We start from the raw sequence: 22,615 nt of genomic DNA, 5'->3' as shown, positions 1-22,615 counted from the left end.
GCAATCACATGATGCGTCTTCTCGCATTTCTTCTTTGTAGGATTTTCTTTAAACGCATAAGCGTTTCAGGAACTCCTTATACAGGTGGCTCTGCAATTTGGGCGGCAAATCACTCAAGTGGTATTGTTGATCCCGCCGTGATGCTAGGACTTGCACCTGTTCCAATTCGTCCATTGGCCAAGCATACCCTTTGGGAAATGCCTGTCATGAAACAAATTTTGCAAATTACAAAAGCAATTCCTGTAACACGCTTGCAGGATATCAAAAAGGATGTGCAAGCACAAAAAGAAATGCTTCAACAAGGTAACTTCAACCCTGACTGGCGAGCAAAAGCAAATAATGAGGCTTTCCAAGCTGTGGGAGATGCACTTTTGCACGGAGATTGCATTCTTATTTTTCCCGAAGGTGTCAGTCACGACGACCCCTTTATTTATAAATTTAAAACAGGACTTGCACGGATGGCTCTTCAAGCAATGAGCCGTGCAAATAATGATGATTTTCATGTTGTAGTTCAACCTGTTGTAATTGATTACTCAGAAAAAGATGAATTTCGTAGCGAACTCAATTTACACTATTGCGAACCCGTTGTGATTACCTCCGCCGATAATTCAGTAAATGATATTATGGATGGAGTGCGTGAATCACTAGAATCTGGTTTTGCAAGTTTCTTTAGTTGGGATGAAAAAAGAAATTGGAGATTTTTATTTGAACTTTCTTATGGTAGACAAGCATATTCATCAAGAGAGTTTAGAATATTTGTTGAGAAACTGAGACCAGAGTTTGACGTCGATCCCATTTTAATGGCACGCATACAAACGATGCGCCGCATGATGCAGGCAGTTAATGTTTCACCTATTCAACTTGTCTGGGGAGATGTAAACTATAAAAGAAGAAATTTCTTTTGGGTTATTTTTAGGCATGGATGGTTTTATTTATTCCTTACTTTGCCCATTGAATTTTTAGGAACAATTGTGTGGGCTATTCCTTCTAAATTCTGCGAATCTCTTGCAAAAAAAAGCACTTCAGATAGAGATGTACGCGCCACTATGAAGATTGCTCATGGAATGTGGTTTTTTCCTATGTGGGCTTTCTTTACCTCATCTGTATTTACTTATCTTCTTGGAAGCTATTTACCAAATGTAAATAAACTTGTAATATGGATTGCTTTCTTAATTATGACTCCTACATTTCTTGCTTTGAGTCTGATAGTTCGAGAAAGTGTTAACTTCTTCCCTGGTTTTTTAAGGTTAGCAAAACTTCGTTTCTTTTTTCCACGTGGATGGTATGAGCTCATGAAAGAGTGGAGAGATATTTCTGATGGAGTTATGCAAAAAATAAAAGCACTAGAAGAATCTAATAAATCAAAACAAAATTGAACTCGAGGCCATTATAATTTATGTCACTGTATAAAAAATCAAGCGATTCAACCTTTGAATACTTTTTAAAAAAAACATATCCTGAACACGCCCGTAGAATATTACAAGCAAAAAGCAATGCTAATATTGTGCGTTTTTTTTATCCATTGCTTTCATTTTTAATTCCAATTGTTTTTTTTGCTTGCATTGCATTAACAGTTTCTTTTTTTAAAAAAGCAATTATTTCAAGTGTTCAAGGCGGTAAATTTTCTGATATTATAAATGATTCTTCAATTCACAGTTCAATAATTATTATTTGCACAGTAGGATTTATCTTAGCACTTATGAGTCTATTAATTGGACTTCTTCTCGGATTTTCTAAAGCAAAAGATTTATTATTTCATTCAGAACAACTTGAAACTTCAGTACGACAAGTCTGGCTTTTGGAGCAATACAATAAACTGATCGCAAACGAAAATAGCTCTAAAAATTATGAACTTGAAAATTAAGAAATATGTAGTTTTTTTAAATGGTAATCATAAATCCTCTTCTGCTCAAGTTAATTGTGCTGAAATAAAATCTTTTGATTCAAAAATAACTCAATTTGATACTCTATATGTAGCTGATGGTGCTCTAAACCATATATTACGAAATAAAATAAGTTACCAAAAAATTATTTGGGCAGGAGACTCAGATAGTTTAGATAATAAAGCAAAAAAATATCTTGACAATTCTTCTCTCAATAACAAGAATCAAAATTCTAAGAGTTATCCATTAGAAAAAATCCTTCTTGTGAAAAACAAGGACTTTAACGACTTCTCTGTTCTTCTTGATAGAATTCTTAAAGAAACAACAGATCATCAAGTCTTCCTAGAAATCTTTTATGGATTAGGAGGCAGAAGAGATCATGAAGTTGCTAATATTCTTGAAGCAGAGCGGTTTATTTGCCAACTACCCTTTGGAGGAATTTGTTTCTTCCATGGAGGAGTTGTTATTTCTTCACTCGAGTTTGAAATATTTAAAGCAAATAAAATGTTATTTTCTACTTTTATAAGAGGAACAAATGGGTCTCTTGAAATATTAGGCGCAGAATACAATGGGCATTTCTCATTAGAAAGGCCTTCCCATGGCTTAAGTAACAGAGCATGTGGAAGCCATATTTCTTTTAAGCCCATAAATACTGCAATCTCAGTTTATTTTTAAAGGACTTTTCCCATGTTTCATAATAAATCTCAGAAAACCTCAAAAGAAATCATACACTTTTTAAATGAAGTTAAATATAAAGATTTAAATTCAAATGACTGTGAACAACTTCTTAAAGTCTTTTTAACTCCCGCAGAAATCGATGCCATTTCACAAAGAGTTCAAATAGTCGATCTCATTTCAAAAGGTGTGGCTCAACGCGAAATTTCTGAGAAACTTGGCGTTGGCATAGCAACCGTAACAAGGGGAAGCAGAATGCTACAAGAGAATCCTGATCTCTTAAAGAGAGTTTTTCCAAGAGAAGAAGAAACACATTAAATCGATTTGATAATTATAATTAAATTTTCTAATCATTCCTTTGCTTCCTCCTTATATTTTCTTATTCTCTCAATAAGAATTCGAATATCATTATCCTTTTCATCATCAATGTTTTGATAAATTTTTAAAATCAATTCAAACACTATTTTAAACCATTTTTCTTTTTTTGAGATATCGATTATTAAGCAAAGCAAGAGAAAGTTTTTAATAAGTATATCTATTTGTTCATCATCTTTATCTATTATTGGCTTAATTCGGTTGATGAGCAGAGCTCTTCTTAAAATAGGTCCAACATCTGTAAACGCTTTTTCTGCAACAATCATCCATTCTTTATCTTTAGCCTCTAACGAAATCTCCTCTATTTCTGCCAAAAAATGAATTAGACTTTGATTATTCAAAGAAGCAAATTTCCTAAGAGTTGTTATACTATTTGTTAAAGGCGAAAATTTTTTCAGCCTAATTTTATTATAATAACTTTTATCCATACCCAAAAGTTCCGCAACCTCCTTGTTTTGGTAACCTGTGGCTGTATGAATTTTCTCAAGGTAATGTGATAATGTCCGTATGTGCTTTTGTTCATCTGTATTTATCTTAACTTCATCCATAAAGTTTTTCATTCCTTTGTAATCTTATGAAGATTTCCACCTTCTTTGAATTTGTTACTATACAGTTTTAAAGGAATCCACCTTTTCAGTGGAAATGAAAACCATTTTAAAATTTCTCTTAAATATAACATACTGATTATTTTGTTATTTTTTTTTAAATTATTGAAGTTAATACGTATAATAGTTTATAATCATTAGAAAATATTATTTTTTAAATAAATTTAATGGATTAAGGTTCCCTTAAATTCAGTAAAAATAGATATCAAATCTATTATATTTCGATAAAAAAGATCCTTAAGAATTATTTTTTCAGGTTTATAAATTTAATATATTTTTAATTTATAATCAATAATTTAAAAAAAATAATAAATTATGATATAAAAACCTTAGAACTAAGCTAGTAATTTGTTCTTCAATGCCAAATATGCTTGAGAAAAATAAACTCTACCCACTTGCTCGCGCATATCAAAACCATATGCACGTGAAGTGATTGCGACTAAGGGAGGTGCCTGCATGCGCTTAAAAACCCCCATTCCTGTAAAATTTATCCACCAACGTTCTAAATCCTTTATAAAATCTTTAGCAGTTGGAAATAGCTTTCTGACCAAATCTTTTTCACATCCAATAAGATTTTCTAAGGTACCATTCACATAAGCAATTAAGCAGTCTTCTGGGGTTTTTCTTTCCCATTGTTCTATCCAAGAACGAAAAAGATAATCATGGTAACTATAAATAATAGGATCACCTTTATTTTCCATAACATTGTGCTCTAAACTCAGTTCAGCACTTGGAACAACATCAATGCTTTCTTTTGGTATAATTTCTTTTTTAAAGACATGCGTATTATAAAAATAAGCTAAATTATAAACGTCATGTTTCCATAAATCGGCTAATGGACATAGAAACCCTGCTTGATCACCATATAAAGTTGAATACCCTACTGTCAGCTCAGTTTTATTTGCATTACACGAAAAAACTGCTCCGAGTGATTGGGCAACTGCCGCAAGAATTCTTCCACCTCGATCGCGTGCCTGAATATTTTCAAAAACGAGCTGAGTTATTTTAGGTTGCTCATTCGCAGCTTCAAAATGAAGAGTTTGAAGTTGATCGAGACTTTGATTGATAGATTCTTCAATTCCAATACTGGCAAATGGACATTTTAAATTTTGAGCGAGTTTTTGAGCCGCATTTATTGTTAATATGGAATTAAATTTTGAAGGCATATTTACTAAATAAACATTTTCAGAGCCAAGCACCCTAGAAAAAAGTACGGCACTTAAAGCCGAATCTATTCCTCCACTAGCACCAATAACAACCCTTTTGATATTCCATTCTTCTAAACATTTTTTTATAATATATTCTATTGAAATTTGCATTTCTTCTGCATGTGATAAAGAATTTAATCTTTTAAATTGATCATTATTATTTATAAATTTCTTTTCATAGTCATAGTCAATTATGGATAATTTTTCTTTAAAAAATCCACACAAGTTAATAATTTCTCCATTTGGATTGTAGAAAGATGAAGATCCATCAAAGCCGTAGATGGTTTTACCGACATTCTGAATCCCAACACAATTTACATAAAATATAGGTATATTGTTTTTTTTACACTCATTATAAAATACACTTTGACGTTTTTCTTGCTTTCTAACTTCAAAGGGAGAGCAACTTAAATTTACAAAAAAATCGTGTTTGTAATAATGTGAAAAAGTATAAAAGGGCGAAAATTTATAATCTTGACTCCACCCATCCTCACATATGGTAACACCTACTTTAATATTTTTATTCTCTAATTTAACACTTATGGGTTCATAGAGATCTATTTCTTTACAGTCTCTCTCTAAAGCAAGTTTTCTCAAATCAAAAAAATGCCTTGAATCATCAAATTCTTTATAGTTTGGCATTAAAGCCTTTATCCAGAATGGATACTTTGCCTTTTTATTATTCTTTAATTTACCATTTTGTGCATGAAAAACAGCATTGTACTTTCTAACACGGCCATCTTCATTTTTTTTCTTCCAATCAATCCCAATGGATCCAAAAATAATATCTATTCCCTTAGATAACTCAGAAATCTTTTTATTATAAAATTCACAATCTTTTAAAAAAGATGTTTGCTCCCAAATATCTCCATTAAAGTAACCAGGTAAAGACATTTCTGGAAATACGATGAGACACGCATTTTGCTCCCTCGCATGTTCAATATTCTTTTTAATTGTTTCAAAGTTTTCTTTACAATTTGCAGATAAAACTCTCATTTGAGCAATGGCAATTTTCATGTCTTTAACAACCCTTTTTAAAGAATACACAATCTAAAACACAAAAAAGCTAATATGAAACCTGAACCACAGCAAGAAGGATCCTCAGTAGCAAAACTTGAATTTCAAAAAAAAATTGAGATAATTTTATTATAAATCTTTTTTGGACGGGGTAAAAATGAAATCAGCTACAGATAAAAAAATAAAGTTTTTATTGATATCGATTGTTTTTTTAAACTTGACTTTTTTTCCATTGCTCAATGCATTGGAAGTAAAAATAGGCGCACTTCTTTCTCTCACAAACTCCTTGGCATCCTATGGGCAAGATGCAAAAAATGGAATAGAGTTAGCTTTAGATCAGTTAAAAAAATCTGACATAAAACTCACAGTTGTCTATGAAGACACACAAAGCACTCCATCCGAATCCGCCAAGGCCATTAATAAGCTTATTGTCTCTGATAAAGTAGAAGTTGTTATCGGCGATATGACAAGCTCAAATACGATTGCAGCTGCTTCCATTGCTGAAAAGGCAAAGATTCCTATTTTAACCCCAAGTTCAACAAATGATACAATTACCATGGGGAAAGAATATATATTTAGAGCCTGTTTTATTGATAGTTTTCAAGGTTACGTTATGTCAAAATTTTCATTAAATAATTTAAATGCTAAAACTGCAATTGTACTCGAAGATTCAGACTCAGATTATAGCAAAGGTCTCAGTAAAAGTTTCGTATATGATTTTGAAAAAAACCATGGAAAAGTATTAAAAATATTAAAATATTCTCAAAAAGATACGAGTTATACTTCTCAATTAGCAGATGTTCGTCGTATAAAGCCAGATGTTTTGTTCATCCCAGGTTTTCATCAGCAGGTTGGTGTTATTTTGCGCGAAGCAAAAGATTTACAGATACGTGCAAAAATTCTTGGTGGAGATGGCTGGGACACTCCTGAGCTTAGAAATATTGCAAAAGGAGCCGAAGTTGGCGCTTATATTTCAAATCATTATTCATCTTCAGGAGAGAATTTAAGCCTTAAAAACTTTGTGAAAGCATACAAAGAAAAATATCATGTTGATCCGAGCTCTTTTGCAGCGCTTGCATATGATTCAGTAAATATGGTTTATATTGCAGTAATTAATGCTAAATCAAATAATCCTGAAAAAATAAAAAATTCATTAAGTAAAATAAAAGATTTCAAAGGAGTTACAGGAACTATCAGCATCGATCAAAATCACAATGCCACCAAACCTGCAGTCATACTTGAGTATATACCAAACGGATATAAATATGTTACGAGCGTAAAGCCGCTCTCTTTTTAAAGTAACTCAGCTGATACGTTAATATGCTAAATAAAATTCGCTTAATTAACTGACAAGCCAGTATATTTAATGTTTAGCTTACATAAACAAAATAAATTAAATTTTATGAATTGCATTATAAACATAAAGATGATATTTGTTCACTTCTGATTGATGTATTTTGACAACCTAGATTTATTTTATTGTACGTAAATGAATCATTTTAGATTTGTCCTAAGAATCGACTTTCCAATTGAAAGCTATCAGAAATTCCTTTGCTCGACATACATTAGAAATTTTCATGAGGAGAACGTCGTATGAGTTCGGTTAGCAAGTGTAATTTTTTTACCCGTGGATTTGCAATGGTTTCAGGACTTGCATTTTCTTTAAATGTCTTCGCTTTTGAAGCACGCGTTGGAATTATTTTACCTCTTACAGGTTCACAAGCTTACTATGGTAAAGATGCTAAAAAAGGGATTGACATTGCACTAGAGGAACTCCAAAAGTCTGACCCTTCTATTAAAATTTATGTTGAAGATTCAGCAAGCTCACCAGCTGAATCAGCAAAGGCAATGAATAAACTTATTACTTCTGATAAAGTTATTGCTGTTATTGGTGAGATGACAAGTTCAAGTACAATTGCCGCTGGTTCTATTGCCGAAAAAGCTAAAATTCCCATTTTAACTCCTAGTGCAACGAACGATACAATAACAGATAATAAAAAATATATTTTTAGAACATGCTTTAAAGATAATTTTCAAGGTGTAGTCATGGGAGATTTTAGTTATACAAATCTCTCGGCAAAGACTGCAATTATTCTTGAAGATGCAGACTCCGATTACAGCAAAGGACTTGCTGAAAACTTTAAAGCCACCTTTGAAGAGAAAGGGGGAAAAATTCTTAAAATATTAAAGTTCTCGCAAAAAGACACTACTTTCACTTCGCAATTGGGTGATGTTCGTAAAATGAAACCAGATGTTTTGTTCATTCCTGCTTTTCATCAACAGGTAGCCGTCATCATTCGTGAAGCAAAAGATCTACAGATTAAATCGAAATTAGTTGGAACGGATGGCTGGGACACTCCTGAATTACGTCAAATTGCTAAAGGAGCTGAAAATGGAGGATACTTTTCCAACCATTACTCGCATGAAAGCAAGAACCCGACTTTGCAAAAATTTATAAAAATTTATAATGAAAAATACAAAACACAACCAAGTGCGTTTTCTGCACTCGGCTATGATTCCATGAAAATGATTTATGAAGCAATTAAAAATGCCAATTCACCAAACTCCGAAAAAGTGAGAGATGAACTATCCAAAATCAAAAATTTTGATGGCGTGACTGGAAATATTTCAATGGACAAAAACAACAATGCTATTAAACCTGCGGTCATTCTTCAATTTATTCCTAACGGCTATAAATTTATAACAAGTGTTCTTCCTGAGCAAAAAAATTGATTTCATGTTTTCTAAATTTTAAAATCAATACTTCAATATAAGTTAATAGAAATTTTAAAATCAATCATTTTTACGAAGATGATTGATTTTAAAACAATCTCGATAATTTCTGGTTATGGGGAAAACATAAATTAATACTTATTTCTTTAATGTTAATTTGCTATTGAATAAAAATAGTGATATTTGTTTCTGCCTACCATATGAAGTTGGTATATTAAGTCAATATATTTTTTTCATATTTGATTACCATAAGAGGGTTTTAAAAATGTTAAAATCAAGTAAATATAAATATTTAAACCCATGATTTTAAAAATACAAGAAAATTAACATTCTTAAAAAAGGTATTCAAGATTTGCAGAATTTAAGGAGGAATTGTTAAATGAATTTTAAAAATAAAAAAATTGTTACTTATACTTTTGCAGCTTTGGTTGGTTTAATTGGTAGCTTAAATGCCAATGCCCTTGATGCTAAAGTTGGGGTATTATTACCTTTAACAGGGACTCAAGCATTTTATGGAAAAGAAGCAAAAAATGGGATCGATCTTGCCCGCCAAGAACTCACTGACTCAGATATCAATTTAAAAATATTTGTTGAAGACACCCAAAGCACTCCTGTGGAAGCTGCAAAAGGTATCAATAAATTAATCACATCCGATCGCGTAAATGTTATTATTGCTGAGGTAATAAGTTCAAATGCGATAGCAGCTGCATCTATCACTGAAAAAGCAAAAATACCTATGCTTTCTCCCGCAGCGACAAATGATGCTGTTACATTAGGAAAAAAATATGTTTATAGAACATGTTTTATTGATAGCTTTCAAGGTGTCGTCATGGCCGATTTTGCAAGTCAAAATCTTAAAGCAAAAACAGCTATAATACTTGAAGATTCTGACTCTGATTACAGTAAAGGACTGAGTGATAATTTTATTTCTACCTTTGAAAAAGAAGGGGGAAAAATACTCAAAGTGCTAAAATATTCACAGAAGGACACAAGCTTTACTTCACAATTAGGAGATGTACGCAAAAGCAAACCCGATGTCCTTTATATTCCAGGGTTCCACCAACAAGTTGGGGTTATATTAAGAGAAGCTGAGGATCTCAAAATAAAATCCAAAAAACTAGGAGGTGACGGTTGGTACACACCCGACCTAAGAAAAATTGCTAAAGGTTCAGAAATTGGTGGATACACTTCTACACATTATTCAACAGACAGTGATGATCCAAGTGTAAAAGCATTTGTCGAAGCTTATACAAAAAAATACAAAGCAAAACCAAGCGCACATGCTGCATTAGGATATGATTCCTATAAAATTATTCACAGCATAATTAAAGAAATTAAATCTTCTGATCCTGAAAAAATAAACAACGCATTGGCAAATTTAAAAGATTTTAAAGGTATTACTGGTTCCATTACTATGGATAAAAATCACAACCCAATAAAACCAGCAGTAATACTTGAATATATTCCCAATGGTTATAAATTTATAACAAGCATAAAGCCAAAAGTGTCATCTAACTAAAACAGATTTTTTTAAGGTAACAGAAGTAACATGCTAGATTTTACACAAGCAATCATCGATGGTATCGCAATTGGAAGTCTTTATGCACTTATCGCAATTGGTTATTCAATGGTTTTTGGAGTTCTCCAATTTGTTAACTTTGCACATGGTGAGTTATTTATGCTTGGCGCTTATTTTGTCATGCTATTTCTCACTATGGGAGCTCCCCTTTGGGTTGCAATTTTATTTTCCCTCTTATCTGTAGGAACAATAGCTGTTGTTATCGAACGTATAGCTTATAAACCTCTACGCAAGCACAGCCGCCTCGCCCCCCTTATCACCGCTGTCGCAATGAGTTTATTTTTACAAAATATTATTCAAGTTCTTTTCTCTCCAAATTCTTTAAGTTTCCCAATAAATATTCCAGGGAATATTGTGACATTAGGTGAGCTTTTTGTAAGAATTAGAGATATTGGTATTTTCTCTTTAACTTTACTGCTCGCATTTTTACTTGAGCTTTTTTTATTCAAAACAAAAGCAGGTACCGGAATACGTGCCCTAGCAATGCATGCCGATGCCTCAAAACTTTGCGGAGTCCCCTTTAACAGAACAGTCAGTTTAACTTTCTTCATTGGAGCTGTGCTTGCCGTAATTGCTGGAACAATTCAAGGAATGGCAACCAACCAAATCTTCCCACTTATGGGAGTTAATGCAGGTTTAAAAGCATTTGCAGCGGCCGTTCTGGGTGGAATTGGTGAAATTCGCGGAGCTGTCCTAGGTGGACTGGTTCTTGGCATTTCTGAAAGCATGCTCGTCAGTTATGGATTATCTACTTATAAAGACGGTTTTGCTTTTGTTATTTTAATACTCGTTCTTCTAATAAGACCCCAAGGGATATTAGGACGAACACAGCTAGTTAAAGTTTAATATCTATGATGGATTTTTTAAATTATAGTCAATTGCCATTTATCATGTTTTCCATTCTCGCTATCCAAGCAATGAGCTTACAGTTGATATTGGGAGGAACTGGTCTTCTTTCCCTAGGTCATGCTGCATTTTATACGGTGGGTGGTTACACTTCCGCAATGTTTACAGTTTTTATTGCACCCCTCATCGGAATTCATGACACAACTTTATTATTAATTTGTGCATGTCTTATTGGCATGACAGGAGCTGCATTTACAGGTTTACTTGTTGCTATTCCTTGCTTAAAATTACGAGGTGATTATTTAGCAATGGCAACTTTAGGAGTTGGTGAAATTGTCGCAACTGTATTTAAAAACCTAGATTTCGTAGGTGGAACAAGAGGATTTAAAGATATTCCTAAATTGGGATCTCCACTGTTAATATTTTCAATTATGCTTGTTGTTTGTTTCTTTATTATTCGATTTTATAAAACAAATTTAGGTTATGCAGTTCGTGCAACACGTGATGATGAAATTTCAGCAAGAAGCCTTGGAATAAATATTTATAAAACAAAATTAATATCATTTCTCATTGGTAGCTCACTTGCAGGTCTTGCTGGTGTTTTTTATGCACACACTCTCCAGTTTATTAGCCCTGACGAAGCAGGCTTTTATAACAGTGTTGTTCTTGTTTTAGCTGTTGTTATTGGTGGAATGTATAGCGTTATGGGAAGCATTTTTGGTGCCTTTATTATTGTGATAATACCAGAAATATTGCGATTTATTCCTCAGCTCATAAATCCATATTTAATATTCATGTCAGAAAAAGGATTTCTTTTACCTTCTCTTATTCCTGTAATTGATTCTATTTTATCAAATAGAACTCTTATTTTTTCTGTACTTGTTGTTATTATAATGCTTCTCAATCCAAAAGGTGTTGCTTCTTTGTTTGAGAGAATAAATAAAATGAGAAAGACTAATGAATAATAATATCCTCTCTATTTCAAATGTAACAGTTAAATTTGGTGGACTTGTCGCATTAAATAATTTTCATATTAATGTGAGGCAAGGGGGAATTTCGGGCGTTATAGGACCAAATGGTGCTGGTAAAACCACAGTATTTAACATTATTACAGGTGTTTACAGACCCAATTCAGGTTCAGTCAAAGTAAATGATAAAGAGCTTATTGGCATTCCAACACATGTAATTGCTCACCATAAAGTAGCGCGTACTTTTCAAAATATCCGTTTATTCGCAAACATGAGTGTCTGCGAAAATATTATGTCTGGTGCTTGCATAAAAAGAGAGGGAACATTTCTCTCATCTCTTTTTATGTTACCTAACTCTTACAAAAAAGAAAAAGAACTCTGGAAAAAGGCAAACAAATTGCTTGAGTTTTGTGGTCTTGAAAAGTATAAAGACTCGCCTGCAATTTCGTTACCTTATGGAATGCAAAGAAAATTAGAAATCGCTCGCTCTTTAATGACTGATCCCTCTTTATTATTACTAGATGAACCCGCAGCCGGTATGAATCCAACCGAAAAACTCGCATTACAAGAACTTGTAAAAAGAATTTCAGAACAAAAAATATCGGTGCTCCTCATAGAACATGATATGAGATTTGTAATGAATTTATGTGAAAATATCACAGTATTAAATTATGGAAGTGTTATTGCAGAAGGACCTCCTGAAATCATTCAAACGAACCATGAAGTAATAGAAGCCTATCTTGGTTCAGATATTGAAGATGATTTTAATATTAAGGAAACATTAAATGCTTCTCGTTGAAAATTTATCTGTAAATTATGGAGCTATACAAGCCCTAAAAAGTGTAAACTTTGAAATATTTCAAGGCGAAATTGTTTCTTTAGTTGGAAGTAATGGCGCTGGTAAAACAACTTTCTTAAGAACATTATCAGGACTAGTAAAAGCTAAAAGTGGTAAAATATTTTTTTCAAAGAGTAATATTTCAAATATTGAATCTCATGAAATTGTTAAACTTGGAATAAGCCAATCTCCTGAAGGACGTATGGTTTTTCCTGATATGACAGTTAAAGAAAATTTATTTATGGGAGCATTTTGCACAAAAAATTCTTCCCAAGAAATTCAAAAAGACATTGATAAAATGATAGATTGGTTCCCTAGACTTGGTGAACGTATGAACCAAAAGTCGATCCTTTTGTCTGGTGGTGAACAACAAATGCTCGCCATTGCGAGAGCACTCATGGCAAGACCAAAATTGCTCCTTTTAGATGAACCAAGCCTTGGCATTGCTCCCCTTGTTGTTCAACAAATTTTTAAGATAATTTCTGAACTCAATCGTGGAGGGATGACAATTCTACTCGCTGAACAAAATGCAAGGCTAGCTCTTAAAATTTCCCACAGGGCTTATGTCCTTGAGTTAGGAACTGTCATTAAAAAAGGTGAAGCTCAATCTCTCCTGCATGATGATGACGTTCAACGCGCTTATCTTGGAGGATAATTTATATGTCACTTTTAGTTATCACTCGTAAAAAAGAATTAATCTCATTTGTGGCAGAGCAAAAGAAAACTCGAAAATCAATTGGTTTTGTCCCTACAATGGGAGCACTCCATGAGGGCCATGCAAGTCTTGTTAAATTATCTGCCTCTGAAAACGATTGCACTCTCATTTCTATTTTTGTAAATCCAAAGCAGTTTTCAGCAAATGAAGATCTCTCTAAATATCCAAGAACTTTTCAAAAAGATATTGAAGTCTGTGAAAAAAATAATGGAACTGTGTTATTTGCTCCCACCGTAGAAGAAATGTATCCAAATCATTTTAAAACCGAAGTTAAAGTAACAGAAATCACTGAAGTTCTTTGTGGCGCATTTAGATTAGGACATTTTAATGGTGTTGCTACGGTTCTAAACTTATTAATTAATTTGACTCAAGCTGATAAGATGTATTTAGGTCAAAAAGATTTTCAGCAAGTCCAAGTCGTAAAAAAAATGGTAGAAGATCTTTCTTTACCCATAAAAATTATCTCTTGCCCAACCATCAGAGAAGCTGATGGATTGCCTTTAAGCAGTCGAAACCGTTTTTTGAGTCCAGAAGGTCGTAAAATTTCATCGACTCTTCCACGCGCACTTGCTCAGGTCGCTAAAGCATTTCTTGCAGGAGAACGATCTGTCCATAAACTAGACGAATTGTGTAAAGCTGAATTAAATAAGGAAAAGCTCATCCCTCAGTACCTAGAATTCCGCCTCACCTCTGATTTAACTCGTAAATGTGAAGACACCATTTCCGAAGATTGTGTTCTCGCCCTAGCTCAATTTATAGAAGATGCTGGATCAAAGACCCGCCTTATTGACAATATCGTTCTTGGCAACGATTCTTCCCAAATTGATGCTCTTGTTGAGCTTATCAAAAGAGCATTAGGCTAGTTTTTGGGAGATAATTTAATATGTATTCCATGTTAGGCATTCATTTTAGACGCTGGGCTTGGTTAATTTCACCGCTTTCTTCATTTATGCGTATCCGCATATACCCTAAATCTATTACAAAAGAGTCTTTTAAAGAAACACTCAATAATAAATCTGTGGTTTATGTCCTTCCAAGAATGTCAATTATCGATACTCTTGTTCTAAATAAAGCTCTCATGGAATTAGAAATTAAAAAAGTAGCTTTAGAAGCAAAGCCTAAACGCTTTCGTCACGGAGCTCTATTGGCAATTAAATCCAGCTCACTTTTATTCTCAAATTCTTTTAGAGATAATTTTTTAAGTGATTTTGTCCGCCTAATACGTAACGATCCTCGTTCAAAAAATGAAAAACTTATTTTTATTCCTGTCAGTATTTTTTGGAGTCGAGCCCCTGAAAGACATGAAAAAGGCTTCCTTTTAAGATCCTTATTTCCAGATGACGGCACAGGCAATGGATTACAAAAATTATTTATGCTGATTTTGCATAGAGGTGAAGTGAATATTTCATTTGGAAAAATATTTCATTCACCCCTTATTGAATTAAAAAATTTAGATGTTGCAAAAAATGAAACCATCACAGCACTTGTTACCCAAGAAAATCAAGATAGCATTGAAATAGAATTTGATAATGCTCGAAAAATGCGTCGACTTTTTAATATTGAATTTGCGAAAGAACGTGCTGCCGCATTTGGTCCAGCTCTTTACGATAATGAACGAATCAGTCAATGGATATTAAGCACTCCAACAACCAAAAAATTTATTCAATCCTCTGAAAACCCTCTCAAAACAGAACAACAAATTGTTAAGTACACTCGAGAAATTGGCGCAAATTATAATTACGTAACAATCCGAGCTCTTGAAAAAATATTTGACTTTATTTGGACAAAAATATTTGAAGGGGTTCGTGTTCGCCATTTTGAAAATATTGAACGTGTTGCAAAAGAAGGTCAGATTTTATGGATGCCGAGTCACCGCAGCCATTTCGATTACTTATTACTTTCTTACGTTTTATTTAAAAAAGGATTTGTCATACCTCACATTGCAGCGGGAATTAATTTAAATTTTTGGCCGATTGGTTCTATTTTAAGAAAGGGCGGAGCTTTTTTTATTAGAAGAAGTTTTGCTGGAAATCGAATTTATGCGCATACATTCACAGAATATGTAAACTTTCTATTACAGAATAGTTTTCCTGTGGAGTTTTTTCATGAGGGTGGTAGAAGTCGAATAGGTAAACTGCTGCAGCCTAAGGTTGGCATGTTAAGTATCTGTGTGCAAAGCATTTTGACACGTAAATCTGAAAACACTTATATAGTTCCTGTTTATTTTAGTTATGATAAAGTTATGGAAGACGACTCATATGCAAAAGAATTAAAAGGTGCTAAAAAGCAAAAAGAAAATGTATTGCAATTTTTAAATGGAGTTCGTAAAGTTTTTACAAATTATGGTAGTGTTGATGTTTCTTTTGGAGATCCATTAAAAATTGGGGATATTTGGAAAGAGTACATTGATAAAGTTAAGAAAGAATCCACTGAAGAATTTGGTATTACTCCAGAAAATATTTTACCCAATAATTTAAAATTATTGCCAGAGGACTTTGATACACGAGATCCTCAAGTACAAGGCTTTATAAAATACCTTTCTAAACGTGTAAATCAAAAAATAAATTGTGCGGCCACGGCTTCTGATACCTCATTATTAGCAACTTGTTTACTTTCTTCGCAAGAGGATTCAATACAGTACAAAACACTTCAATATCAAGTTATACTTTTGCATTTTTTAATTAATGAAATTTCAAAACCATTAAATTGGAAGCTTTCCACTAGCTCAAACTCAGAAAATTCTTTGCCATATTTACTAAATGAAAATCTACATAGTGATATAAAAAATAATGTTAATTTAAGCACAGATTTAACTATTACAGAAAATCAAGTAGGATCCGTTTATAGCATTATAAATCAGATTTTTTCAGCGGGTGAACGCTGGGAATTAATGAAAAAGAAAAAGAATAAGGATGGAGATTTCGAATTCACACGCAACGAAGTCAAAGAAATGAATTTATGGTGGTACCGAGGAACTATTTTCCACACGCTTGCACCCTTTGGAATCATTGCACATATTCTTTTAACTGGAAAAAGCGAAGACAGAACTCAGCAAAAACTCGAAGCTAAAGTTTCTTCAATTCGCCGTATCTGGCAAGATGATCTTTACTGGGACAGTAAAACTTCTAGTCAATTGATTACAAAATCGTGTTTAGATATTTTTGTTCAATTACAATTTATAGAATTAAATGATAATATAATAACACTTTCTAAGAATACTTCAATCACACAATCATTACAATTTTTATCTCGGATTATTAAACCAGAAACCGAATTATATGGCATTCAAATGGCTACAGCTATTGAACTTGTTAAAGAGAAGGGCTCCTTTACTCGTGATGAATTAATTCAAAAATCAATCACAACTCACTCTGCGGCGTTTCTAAGAACAATAGCAATACAACCTCCAATTTTTTCTAAAGTATTTGCACAAAGAACTTTTGAATCCTATTTTAAAGCAGGCTTTTTTATTCCACACAGCAATATTAAATTTTCATTAAATGCAACTTCAATAAGTGCTTTTTCCGATTTTCTTGATGTTAATTTATGGAGTGATTTTGTTCCCTAAAATTATTATTTCTTTAGATATTTAATTTTACTTTGCATTAAATTTTCTTTGAAATTATAAAATATTTTTTGAAAAATTGCCATTATACTTTGCCATTATAATAATTCTGAAAATGATTGAGTTTTTAAAATAATGTCATATGATCGACATTTGCATAAGTATGTTTTTTCAGTGCTATAATTATGGTTATTCAAAGTTGAGGCGACTAGGAAATTTAAAATGTTTAATTTTTTTAAATCCAAGAAAATAATTTATGATACATTTATCGACCTTGGCACTGCAAACACTCTTATCTACAAAAAAGGTATGGGTATTTTAATAAATGAGCCCAGCATAATTGCTTATGATAAAAGAAATAAAAACACTCAAATTGCCGTTGGGAAAAGCGCATTAAACATGCAAGGCAAAGCGCCCTCATTTATTGAAGTTAAAACACCTTTAGCAAATGGAATGGTACATGACATCCCCTTAGCACAAACTCTTATCAAAGAGCTCCTTAAAAATAATAAAAACTTTTTAAAAGACACTCTTATTCAGCGCAGAGGAATTATTATTTCTGCACCAAGCGATGCAACCAAAATCGAAAAAAGTGCTTTTTTCGAGGTTGCAAGATCCGTTGGAGGAGGAGAAATTCTACTTGTAGAAGAACCTTTGTCCGCAGCAGTGGGGGCGGGTCTTGATGTCTGGACCCCTGAGGGAAAACTTGTCGTAGATGTCGGTTGCGGAATTACGGAGTCTGTTCTTATTTCCATGGGAGAAACCGTGAATTACAAATCTTATCGAAAAGGAGGGGAAAGCTGCAGTCAAGAAATAATTCAATATTTCAGAAATCAATATGATTTTCTTATTTCTAAAGAAACAGCTGAAAAATTAAAACAACAAGTAAGCATCCAAAACTTAAGAAAGTCGATTAAATCTAAAATTCCAGGCTTTTCTCTTAGAACAAAATTACCCTCCACCCAAGAATTTGATTACTTAGAAATAGCTAAAATTCTCCTTCTTTTTGCAAATCAAATCTTAAATTTAATTGAAGAAACATTAGAAAACTCGCCGCCAGAACTTGTGGGAGATCTCTACCATACTGGAATTTTACTCACGGGCGGTGGTACTTTAATTGATGGCTTATGTGAATATTTACAATTTAAACTGCATATTCCTGTTATTCAATCGAGCGAACCTCTAAATGGAGTGGTCATTGGCAATTTAAAAATTTCTGAAATACAACATTTATTTCCATCCTTAAAGGCATTAAAAGATTTTTAATATCAACAAGATTTTTTAAAGAAAGACATATAAACATGTCTTTAAGAAGTGCTAGAATTAAAAAAAATATTTTATCACAAATCTTTCTCTTAAAGACGCATGCTTTGTTCTAATTTTTGAGATTCCATTTTATGATACTGTAAACTTTTATTTTTATAATTGATTGCATTTTGGGTGATTTTATTCACCTCTTCATCTGTTAAAAGTCTTTTAATTTTTGCAGGAGAACCCACAACCAATGAATTATCTGGAATTATAGTATTTTCAAGAATTAAACTTCCTGCCCCCACCATACAATTTTTACCAATTTTGGCATTATTTAACACGATGGCACCAATTCCAATAAGCGAATTATCTCCAATGGTACAACCGTGAATCATACATTTATGACCTATTGTGACTCTATTACCAATGGTCACATTTATTCCACCATCAGCATGGAGAACGCATAAATCTTGAATGTTTGATTCCTCACCAATAACAATTTTTTCGGAGTCACCGCGAATAACTGCACCAAACCAAACGCTTGATGCTTTTCCAATTTGAACATTACCGATTATATCAGCATTTGGAGCTATGAAATACGCTTGTTTAATATCAGGTAAAGTATTATATACAGAATAATTCATTTTTGGTTCCATTTTTGTAAATTGATTCAAAGATAAATAAAGCTAACATAATAAAATTCCTGTGTAAATAAATTTTACAGTTAATTTTTGAAATAATTTTACTTTTTAAAATATAGTTTATTTCATAAAAGCCTTAATTGAATCGACAAGTTCTTGAGCCATCAATATTTCATTTTCAGTCAACTCATTTTTCTCTTCGCAAATATGTTCTAAAATATGACTCTCCATGACTTCAGCCATTAATCCTCCTAGAGCGCCGCGTATAGATGACAAAATATGTAAGATTTTTTTACAATCCGTATCCGCTGCGAGTGATTTTTCAACCCCCTCAAGTTGTCCTTTAATTTTCTTAACTCTATTTAATAGTTTGTTTTTATTAGTTATTATGTGTTTTTGTGAGTGTATTTTTTTCTTATGTATTGACATTACATACCCCCCTATCCTATATTAAGCTAACAGGAAATATTTTAAGAAGCAAAATTATTTAATATTTTCATAAAAAAACTATGGGATATAAAACTATGAATGACACTAAAGAAATATCTTATTCAATTAAAGGAATGGACTGCGCCGGTTGTGCAAATACAATTGAAACTTTTTGTACTAAAATAAAAGGAATTCAAAATGCAGAAGTAAATTACGCAAAATCTCTTCTTATTATTCATGTTTTAAATGGATCAAACGCAAAAGAAAAACTTGAAAAAGGTGTCGCTGCATTAGGTTTCCAATTACTAAAAAACGACCTTCCAAGTTCAGAGCATATTGAAAAAAGTTCTTGCTGCACAAACCATTTAGAGAAAAAACAAAAAAAAACTGATATAAAAAATTGCTCACCATTAATTAATAATAATGATTCTCATTATCATGATAATGAACATAAAAAAAATATCTGGTTACCTATTTTTATTTTTTCACTCGCTTTTGTCGTTGCCTTAGTGATTGAATATTTTGCGAAAACGATTGGCTTTGCCGCTTTTACTGCATTAACTCTGACCGGGCTGTTTCCCGTTGCAAAAAAAGCTTGGATTATGGCAAAAGTGGGATATATCTTTAGCGTAGAAACTTTAATGACCATTTCTGCTATTGGAGCCATTGCCATTGGATCTGCAGAAGAAGCAGCGGCTGTTATAATTCTCTTTATGCTTGGCGAAACAATTGAAGGATACACCGCAAGAAGAGCGCGTTCCGGAATTCAATCATTAGCATCTCTCCTACCAGAGCAAGCATTGTTGATCAAAGAGAATGGCAGCAGAATAACTATACCTACTTCAGATATTCAAATTGATAATCTTATTGAAGTCAAACCGAGCGAACGTATTCCTGTGGACGGCGTGATTCACACTGGAATGAGCTATATTGATGAATCTTTATTAACAGGTGAGTCACTTCCAATAAATAAGTCTGTTGGCGAGAAAGTTATTGCTGGTTCTATAAGCACAGATGGAAATATTATTATTAAAGCAACTCGTCTTGGCATAGACAACACTGTTCAAAAAATGATTAAGATGGTTGAAGAAGCGCAGGGATCAAAATCTAGGAGTATGCGCAGCATAGAAAAATTCAGCCGAATTTATACCCCTATTGTACTTTTACTTGGTACTTTAGTTGCTGTGCTCCCTCCTCTTTTATTTTCTGCTCCATGGATTGAATGGATTTATCGCGGATTAACTATTTTACTCATCGGCTGCCCTTGTGCATTGGTTATTTCTACTCCAGCTGCAATTGCATCAGGAATTACGGCTGCAACTAAACTTGGTATTCTTGTTAAAAATGCGAGTGCAATCGAAATCATTGGTAAAGTGACAAAAATTGCTTTTGATAAAACAGGTACAATCACTTATGGCCATCTTAAAGTAAAAGATATAATCAGTTTTAAGAATGATGAGAATAAACTTTTTCAATTAATAGCTTCTGTAGAGGAAAAATCAACACACCCACTTGCCAAAGCCATTTTAGTTGATGCGCAAAATAAAAATATTTCTCTTCTTGCTGTTCATAATGCCAAAACCATTCCTGGAATTGGTGCCTCGGCAATCATAAATGATCAAGAAGTTTTAGTTTGTTCACCGGTCTATGCAATTCAACAGGGAGTATTAGACACGCAGCAAGAAAATCAAATTCGCTCAACCCAATTGGAAGGAAAAACAATTGCAGTTGTATTATTAGAAAGGAATGCTATTGGGTTTGTTTCTTTCTCTGATGAGTTAAAATCTGAAGCTAAAAATTCGATTTTAAAACTCAATAAAATGGGAGTTCGCAGTGTTATCTTAACGGGAGATAATAAAATTTCTACACAGGCAATTACATCTGGACTTGAAGCAGAAATAATAGCTGAACTTTTACCAGAAGAAAAACTTTCTCATATTAAAAATATTTCAAAGTCTGAAAAAATTGCGATGGTTGGGGATGGTATCAATGACGCTCCTGCAATTGCAGCAGCAGATATTGGCATTGCCATGGGAGCTGGCACAGACGTAGCAGTTGATACGGCACAAATAGTAATTTCTAGAAATAATATCTCTGCCATTGTTGATACAATTGAACTTTCTCGTAAAACAATGAAAAATATTAAACAAAATATTACACTCTCAATTGGACTAAAAGCTATTTTCTTATTTTTAACAATTGTTGGAGAAACTCAACTTTGGATGGCAATATTAGCAGACACGGGGGCTACTGTTTTGGTTACCTTAAATGCGATTCGTCTGTTAAAGTATAAAGGTAACAAAATAAAAGTTTAAAATAATTTATTCTTGTTGAAGTCTACCAGAACATGAATTCACAGCATCTTCATTAGAATATTCATTGTCTCCAACGGCTTTACAAGAGTAAACTTTTCTAAACTTTTTTTGCTTGCCAATATACGCTTCGACTATACAGCGTGTTTCGATTACACGATCTTCGGTTCCTGGAATTTTAGTGCCAGCCTTTACTTTACATGTTGCAATAACTTTTCTGGTAATATCTTGACTTTTATCAGAGACAGTTCCATCCATTATTTTTAATTTTTCTGCCTCTAACAATGTAATGAGTTCACCACGTAAACCATTTGCAACATCATCATTTGCCGTAATTAAAATATATTGATCTTTATCACCATCTTTTGCAACTTGCTCAGCTAAATCGTGAAAAGCAGTGTCTATTTTTAGATCTTTACAGCCCTTGTATATTTTACAAAGCTCTAAATCACTTTCAGAACTTTCCTGATAGTCAGATAAGAATTTTTTTGCATCGTCAATTAATTTAGCAGTTATATCCTCAGATTTTGAACTTTCAATTGACTTTTTAAAATTAACTGCTTTTTTTAGATTTGTAGAAAGTTTTTCAGAAAGAGTTGAAATAAACATTGCTTTATCTAACGTAACAACAGCCGAAAAGCTATCAGAGTTAGTACATCTTTTAAGAACCTTTGCCCCCACTAAAATTTCAGAAACAACTGATTTTGAAGTCGCATTTAAAGAAGTATCAGTATTATTTTCATTTACCGTAGATGAGGCTGTAACTTTTTGCCTAATATTTCTTGCTAAATCAACTTGAGCATTTTGATCTGCCTCTTTTTGAGTTGCAGCAGCCCCAAAACCAACAAAAGAAGACTCATTGCTTTTAGATTGAAGATCTGCAAGGGTAGAGCAAGAATCTGTCTGTGCAAATGCAAAAGGAGATATTGAAATGAGAGAAGATAATATAATTGTATTTTTTAAAATCATAAAAGA

20 protein-coding genes are annotated in these 22,615 nt (G+C 32.9%); 15 read left to right on the top strand and 5 right to left on the bottom strand.

Features of this window, described 5'->3' with window-relative positions:
• Positions 1 to 8: 8 nt before the first annotated feature.
• Genes GCL57_RS04185 through GCL57_RS04170 form a run of 4 tightly spaced genes read left to right on the top strand, consistent with a single transcriptional unit; the run spans position 9 to position 2,876 of the window.
• Entirely contained in the window at positions 9 to 1,376 is a 1,368-nt protein-coding gene (locus tag GCL57_RS04185) for a 1-acyl-sn-glycerol-3-phosphate acyltransferase (RefSeq protein ID WP_152212024.1), read from the top strand.
• 20 nt (positions 1,377 to 1,396) lie between these two features.
• Positions 1,397 to 1,864 carry a hypothetical protein gene (locus GCL57_RS04180; RefSeq protein ID WP_152212023.1) on the top strand — a complete coding sequence of 156 codons (468 nt, stop codon included), beginning with the start codon at positions 1,397 to 1,399 and terminating at the stop codon, positions 1,862 to 1,864.
• Positions 1,848 to 2,558 (top strand): motility associated factor glycosyltransferase family protein, encoded by a 711-nt coding sequence (locus tag GCL57_RS04175; protein ID WP_152212022.1) that lies wholly within the window; start codon positions 1,848 to 1,850, stop codon positions 2,556 to 2,558. The genes GCL57_RS04180 and GCL57_RS04175 overlap by 17 nt, the downstream gene beginning before the upstream one ends.
• Before the next feature lie 12 nt (positions 2,559 to 2,570).
• Positions 2,571 to 2,876 (top strand): Trp family transcriptional regulator, encoded by a 306-nt coding sequence (locus GCL57_RS04170; protein WP_152212021.1) that lies wholly within the window; start codon positions 2,571 to 2,573, stop codon positions 2,874 to 2,876.
• A gap of 32 nt (positions 2,877 to 2,908) precedes the next feature.
• Here the strand turns inward: GCL57_RS04170 and GCL57_RS04165 are convergent, their stop codons facing one another.
• Together GCL57_RS04165 and nadE are read right to left on the bottom strand one after the other, a co-directional pair.
• Complete coding sequence (locus GCL57_RS04165; protein ID WP_152212020.1) at positions 2,909 to 3,481, bottom strand: hypothetical protein; 573 nt, start codon at positions 3,479 to 3,481, stop codon at positions 2,909 to 2,911.
• A 392-nt stretch (positions 3,482 to 3,873) separates the two neighbouring features.
• The gene (gene nadE / locus GCL57_RS04160; RefSeq protein ID WP_152212019.1) at positions 3,874 to 5,763 is read right to left on the bottom strand and encodes an NAD(+) synthase; all 1,890 of its coding nucleotides are present in this window, start codon (positions 5,761 to 5,763) and stop codon (positions 3,874 to 3,876) included.
• Between the two features lie 157 nt (positions 5,764 to 5,920).
• Between nadE and GCL57_RS04155 the strand changes: the two genes are divergently transcribed.
• The 10 genes from GCL57_RS04155 to GCL57_RS04110 all read left to right on the top strand — a co-directional run bounded on the left by GCL57_RS04155 (position 5,921) and on the right by GCL57_RS04110 (position 18,273).
• The gene (locus GCL57_RS04155) at positions 5,921 to 7,060 is read left to right on the top strand and encodes an ABC transporter substrate-binding protein (protein WP_152212018.1); all 1,140 of its coding nucleotides are present in this window, start codon (positions 5,921 to 5,923) and stop codon (positions 7,058 to 7,060) included.
• Positions 7,061 to 7,356: 296 nt separating this feature from the next.
• Positions 7,357 to 8,496 (top strand): ABC transporter substrate-binding protein, encoded by a 1,140-nt coding sequence (locus tag GCL57_RS04150; RefSeq protein ID WP_152212017.1) that lies wholly within the window; start codon positions 7,357 to 7,359, stop codon positions 8,494 to 8,496.
• A 379-nt stretch (positions 8,497 to 8,875) separates the two neighbouring features.
• A complete protein-coding gene (locus tag GCL57_RS04145) occupies positions 8,876 to 10,015 on the top strand; it encodes an ABC transporter substrate-binding protein (RefSeq protein WP_152212016.1) in 1,140 nt (379 codons plus the stop codon).
• Between the two features lie 30 nt (positions 10,016 to 10,045).
• A complete protein-coding gene (locus GCL57_RS04140; RefSeq protein ID WP_152212015.1) occupies positions 10,046 to 10,921 on the top strand; it encodes a branched-chain amino acid ABC transporter permease in 876 nt (291 codons plus the stop codon).
• 5 nt (positions 10,922 to 10,926) lie between these two features.
• On the top strand, positions 10,927 to 11,886 hold the full coding sequence (locus GCL57_RS04135) for a branched-chain amino acid ABC transporter permease (protein WP_152212014.1): 960 nt from the start codon (positions 10,927 to 10,929) through the stop codon (positions 11,884 to 11,886).
• Complete coding sequence (locus tag GCL57_RS04130; protein WP_152212013.1) at positions 11,879 to 12,688, top strand: ABC transporter ATP-binding protein; 810 nt, start codon at positions 11,879 to 11,881, stop codon at positions 12,686 to 12,688. The genes GCL57_RS04135 and GCL57_RS04130 overlap by 8 nt, the downstream gene beginning before the upstream one ends.
• Complete coding sequence (locus GCL57_RS04125) at positions 12,675 to 13,382, top strand: ABC transporter ATP-binding protein (protein ID WP_152212012.1); 708 nt, start codon at positions 12,675 to 12,677, stop codon at positions 13,380 to 13,382. The genes GCL57_RS04130 and GCL57_RS04125 overlap by 14 nt, the downstream gene beginning before the upstream one ends.
• A gap of 5 nt (positions 13,383 to 13,387) precedes the next feature.
• On the top strand, positions 13,388 to 14,305 hold the full coding sequence (panC, locus tag GCL57_RS04120) for a pantoate--beta-alanine ligase (RefSeq protein WP_152212011.1): 918 nt from the start codon (positions 13,388 to 13,390) through the stop codon (positions 14,303 to 14,305).
• Positions 14,306 to 14,325: 20 nt separating this feature from the next.
• Positions 14,326 to 17,010, top strand: coding sequence for a 1-acyl-sn-glycerol-3-phosphate acyltransferase (locus GCL57_RS04115; RefSeq protein ID WP_152212010.1), 2,685 nt, complete (start codon positions 14,326 to 14,328; stop codon positions 17,008 to 17,010).
• A 219-nt stretch (positions 17,011 to 17,229) separates the two neighbouring features.
• The gene (locus GCL57_RS04110; RefSeq protein ID WP_152212009.1) at positions 17,230 to 18,273 is read left to right on the top strand and encodes a rod shape-determining protein; all 1,044 of its coding nucleotides are present in this window, start codon (positions 17,230 to 17,232) and stop codon (positions 18,271 to 18,273) included.
• Positions 18,274 to 18,362: 89 nt separating this feature from the next.
• Here GCL57_RS04110 and GCL57_RS04105 read toward each other — a convergent pair whose 3' ends face one another.
• Together GCL57_RS04105 and GCL57_RS04100 are read right to left on the bottom strand one after the other, a co-directional pair.
• Positions 18,363 to 18,902 carry a gamma carbonic anhydrase family protein gene (locus GCL57_RS04105; protein ID WP_152212008.1) on the bottom strand — a complete coding sequence of 180 codons (540 nt, stop codon included), beginning with the start codon at positions 18,900 to 18,902 and terminating at the stop codon, positions 18,363 to 18,365.
• 117 nt (positions 18,903 to 19,019) lie between these two features.
• Positions 19,020 to 19,328: a metal/formaldehyde-sensitive transcriptional repressor gene (locus GCL57_RS04100; protein WP_152212007.1), complete on the bottom strand. Its 309-nt coding sequence runs from the start codon at positions 19,326 to 19,328 to the stop codon at positions 19,020 to 19,022.
• A 95-nt stretch (positions 19,329 to 19,423) separates the two neighbouring features.
• Between GCL57_RS04100 and GCL57_RS04095 the strand changes: the two genes are divergently transcribed.
• Positions 19,424 to 21,643, top strand: coding sequence for a heavy metal translocating P-type ATPase (locus GCL57_RS04095; RefSeq protein WP_161597587.1), 2,220 nt, complete (start codon positions 19,424 to 19,426; stop codon positions 21,641 to 21,643).
• Between the two features lie 6 nt (positions 21,644 to 21,649).
• Here the strand turns inward: GCL57_RS04095 and GCL57_RS04090 are convergent, their stop codons facing one another.
• Positions 21,650 to 22,609 (bottom strand): LPP20 family lipoprotein, encoded by a 960-nt coding sequence (locus tag GCL57_RS04090; RefSeq protein ID WP_152212005.1) that lies wholly within the window; start codon positions 22,607 to 22,609, stop codon positions 21,650 to 21,652.
• Positions 22,610 to 22,615: the final 6 nt, after the last annotated feature.

The organism is Fluviispira multicolorata (assembly GCF_009208585.1).
Classification (GTDB): domain Bacteria; phylum Bdellovibrionota_B; class Oligoflexia; order Silvanigrellales; family Silvanigrellaceae; genus Silvanigrella; species Silvanigrella multicolorata.
This window is presented reverse-complemented; position numbering and strand designations above follow the sequence as displayed.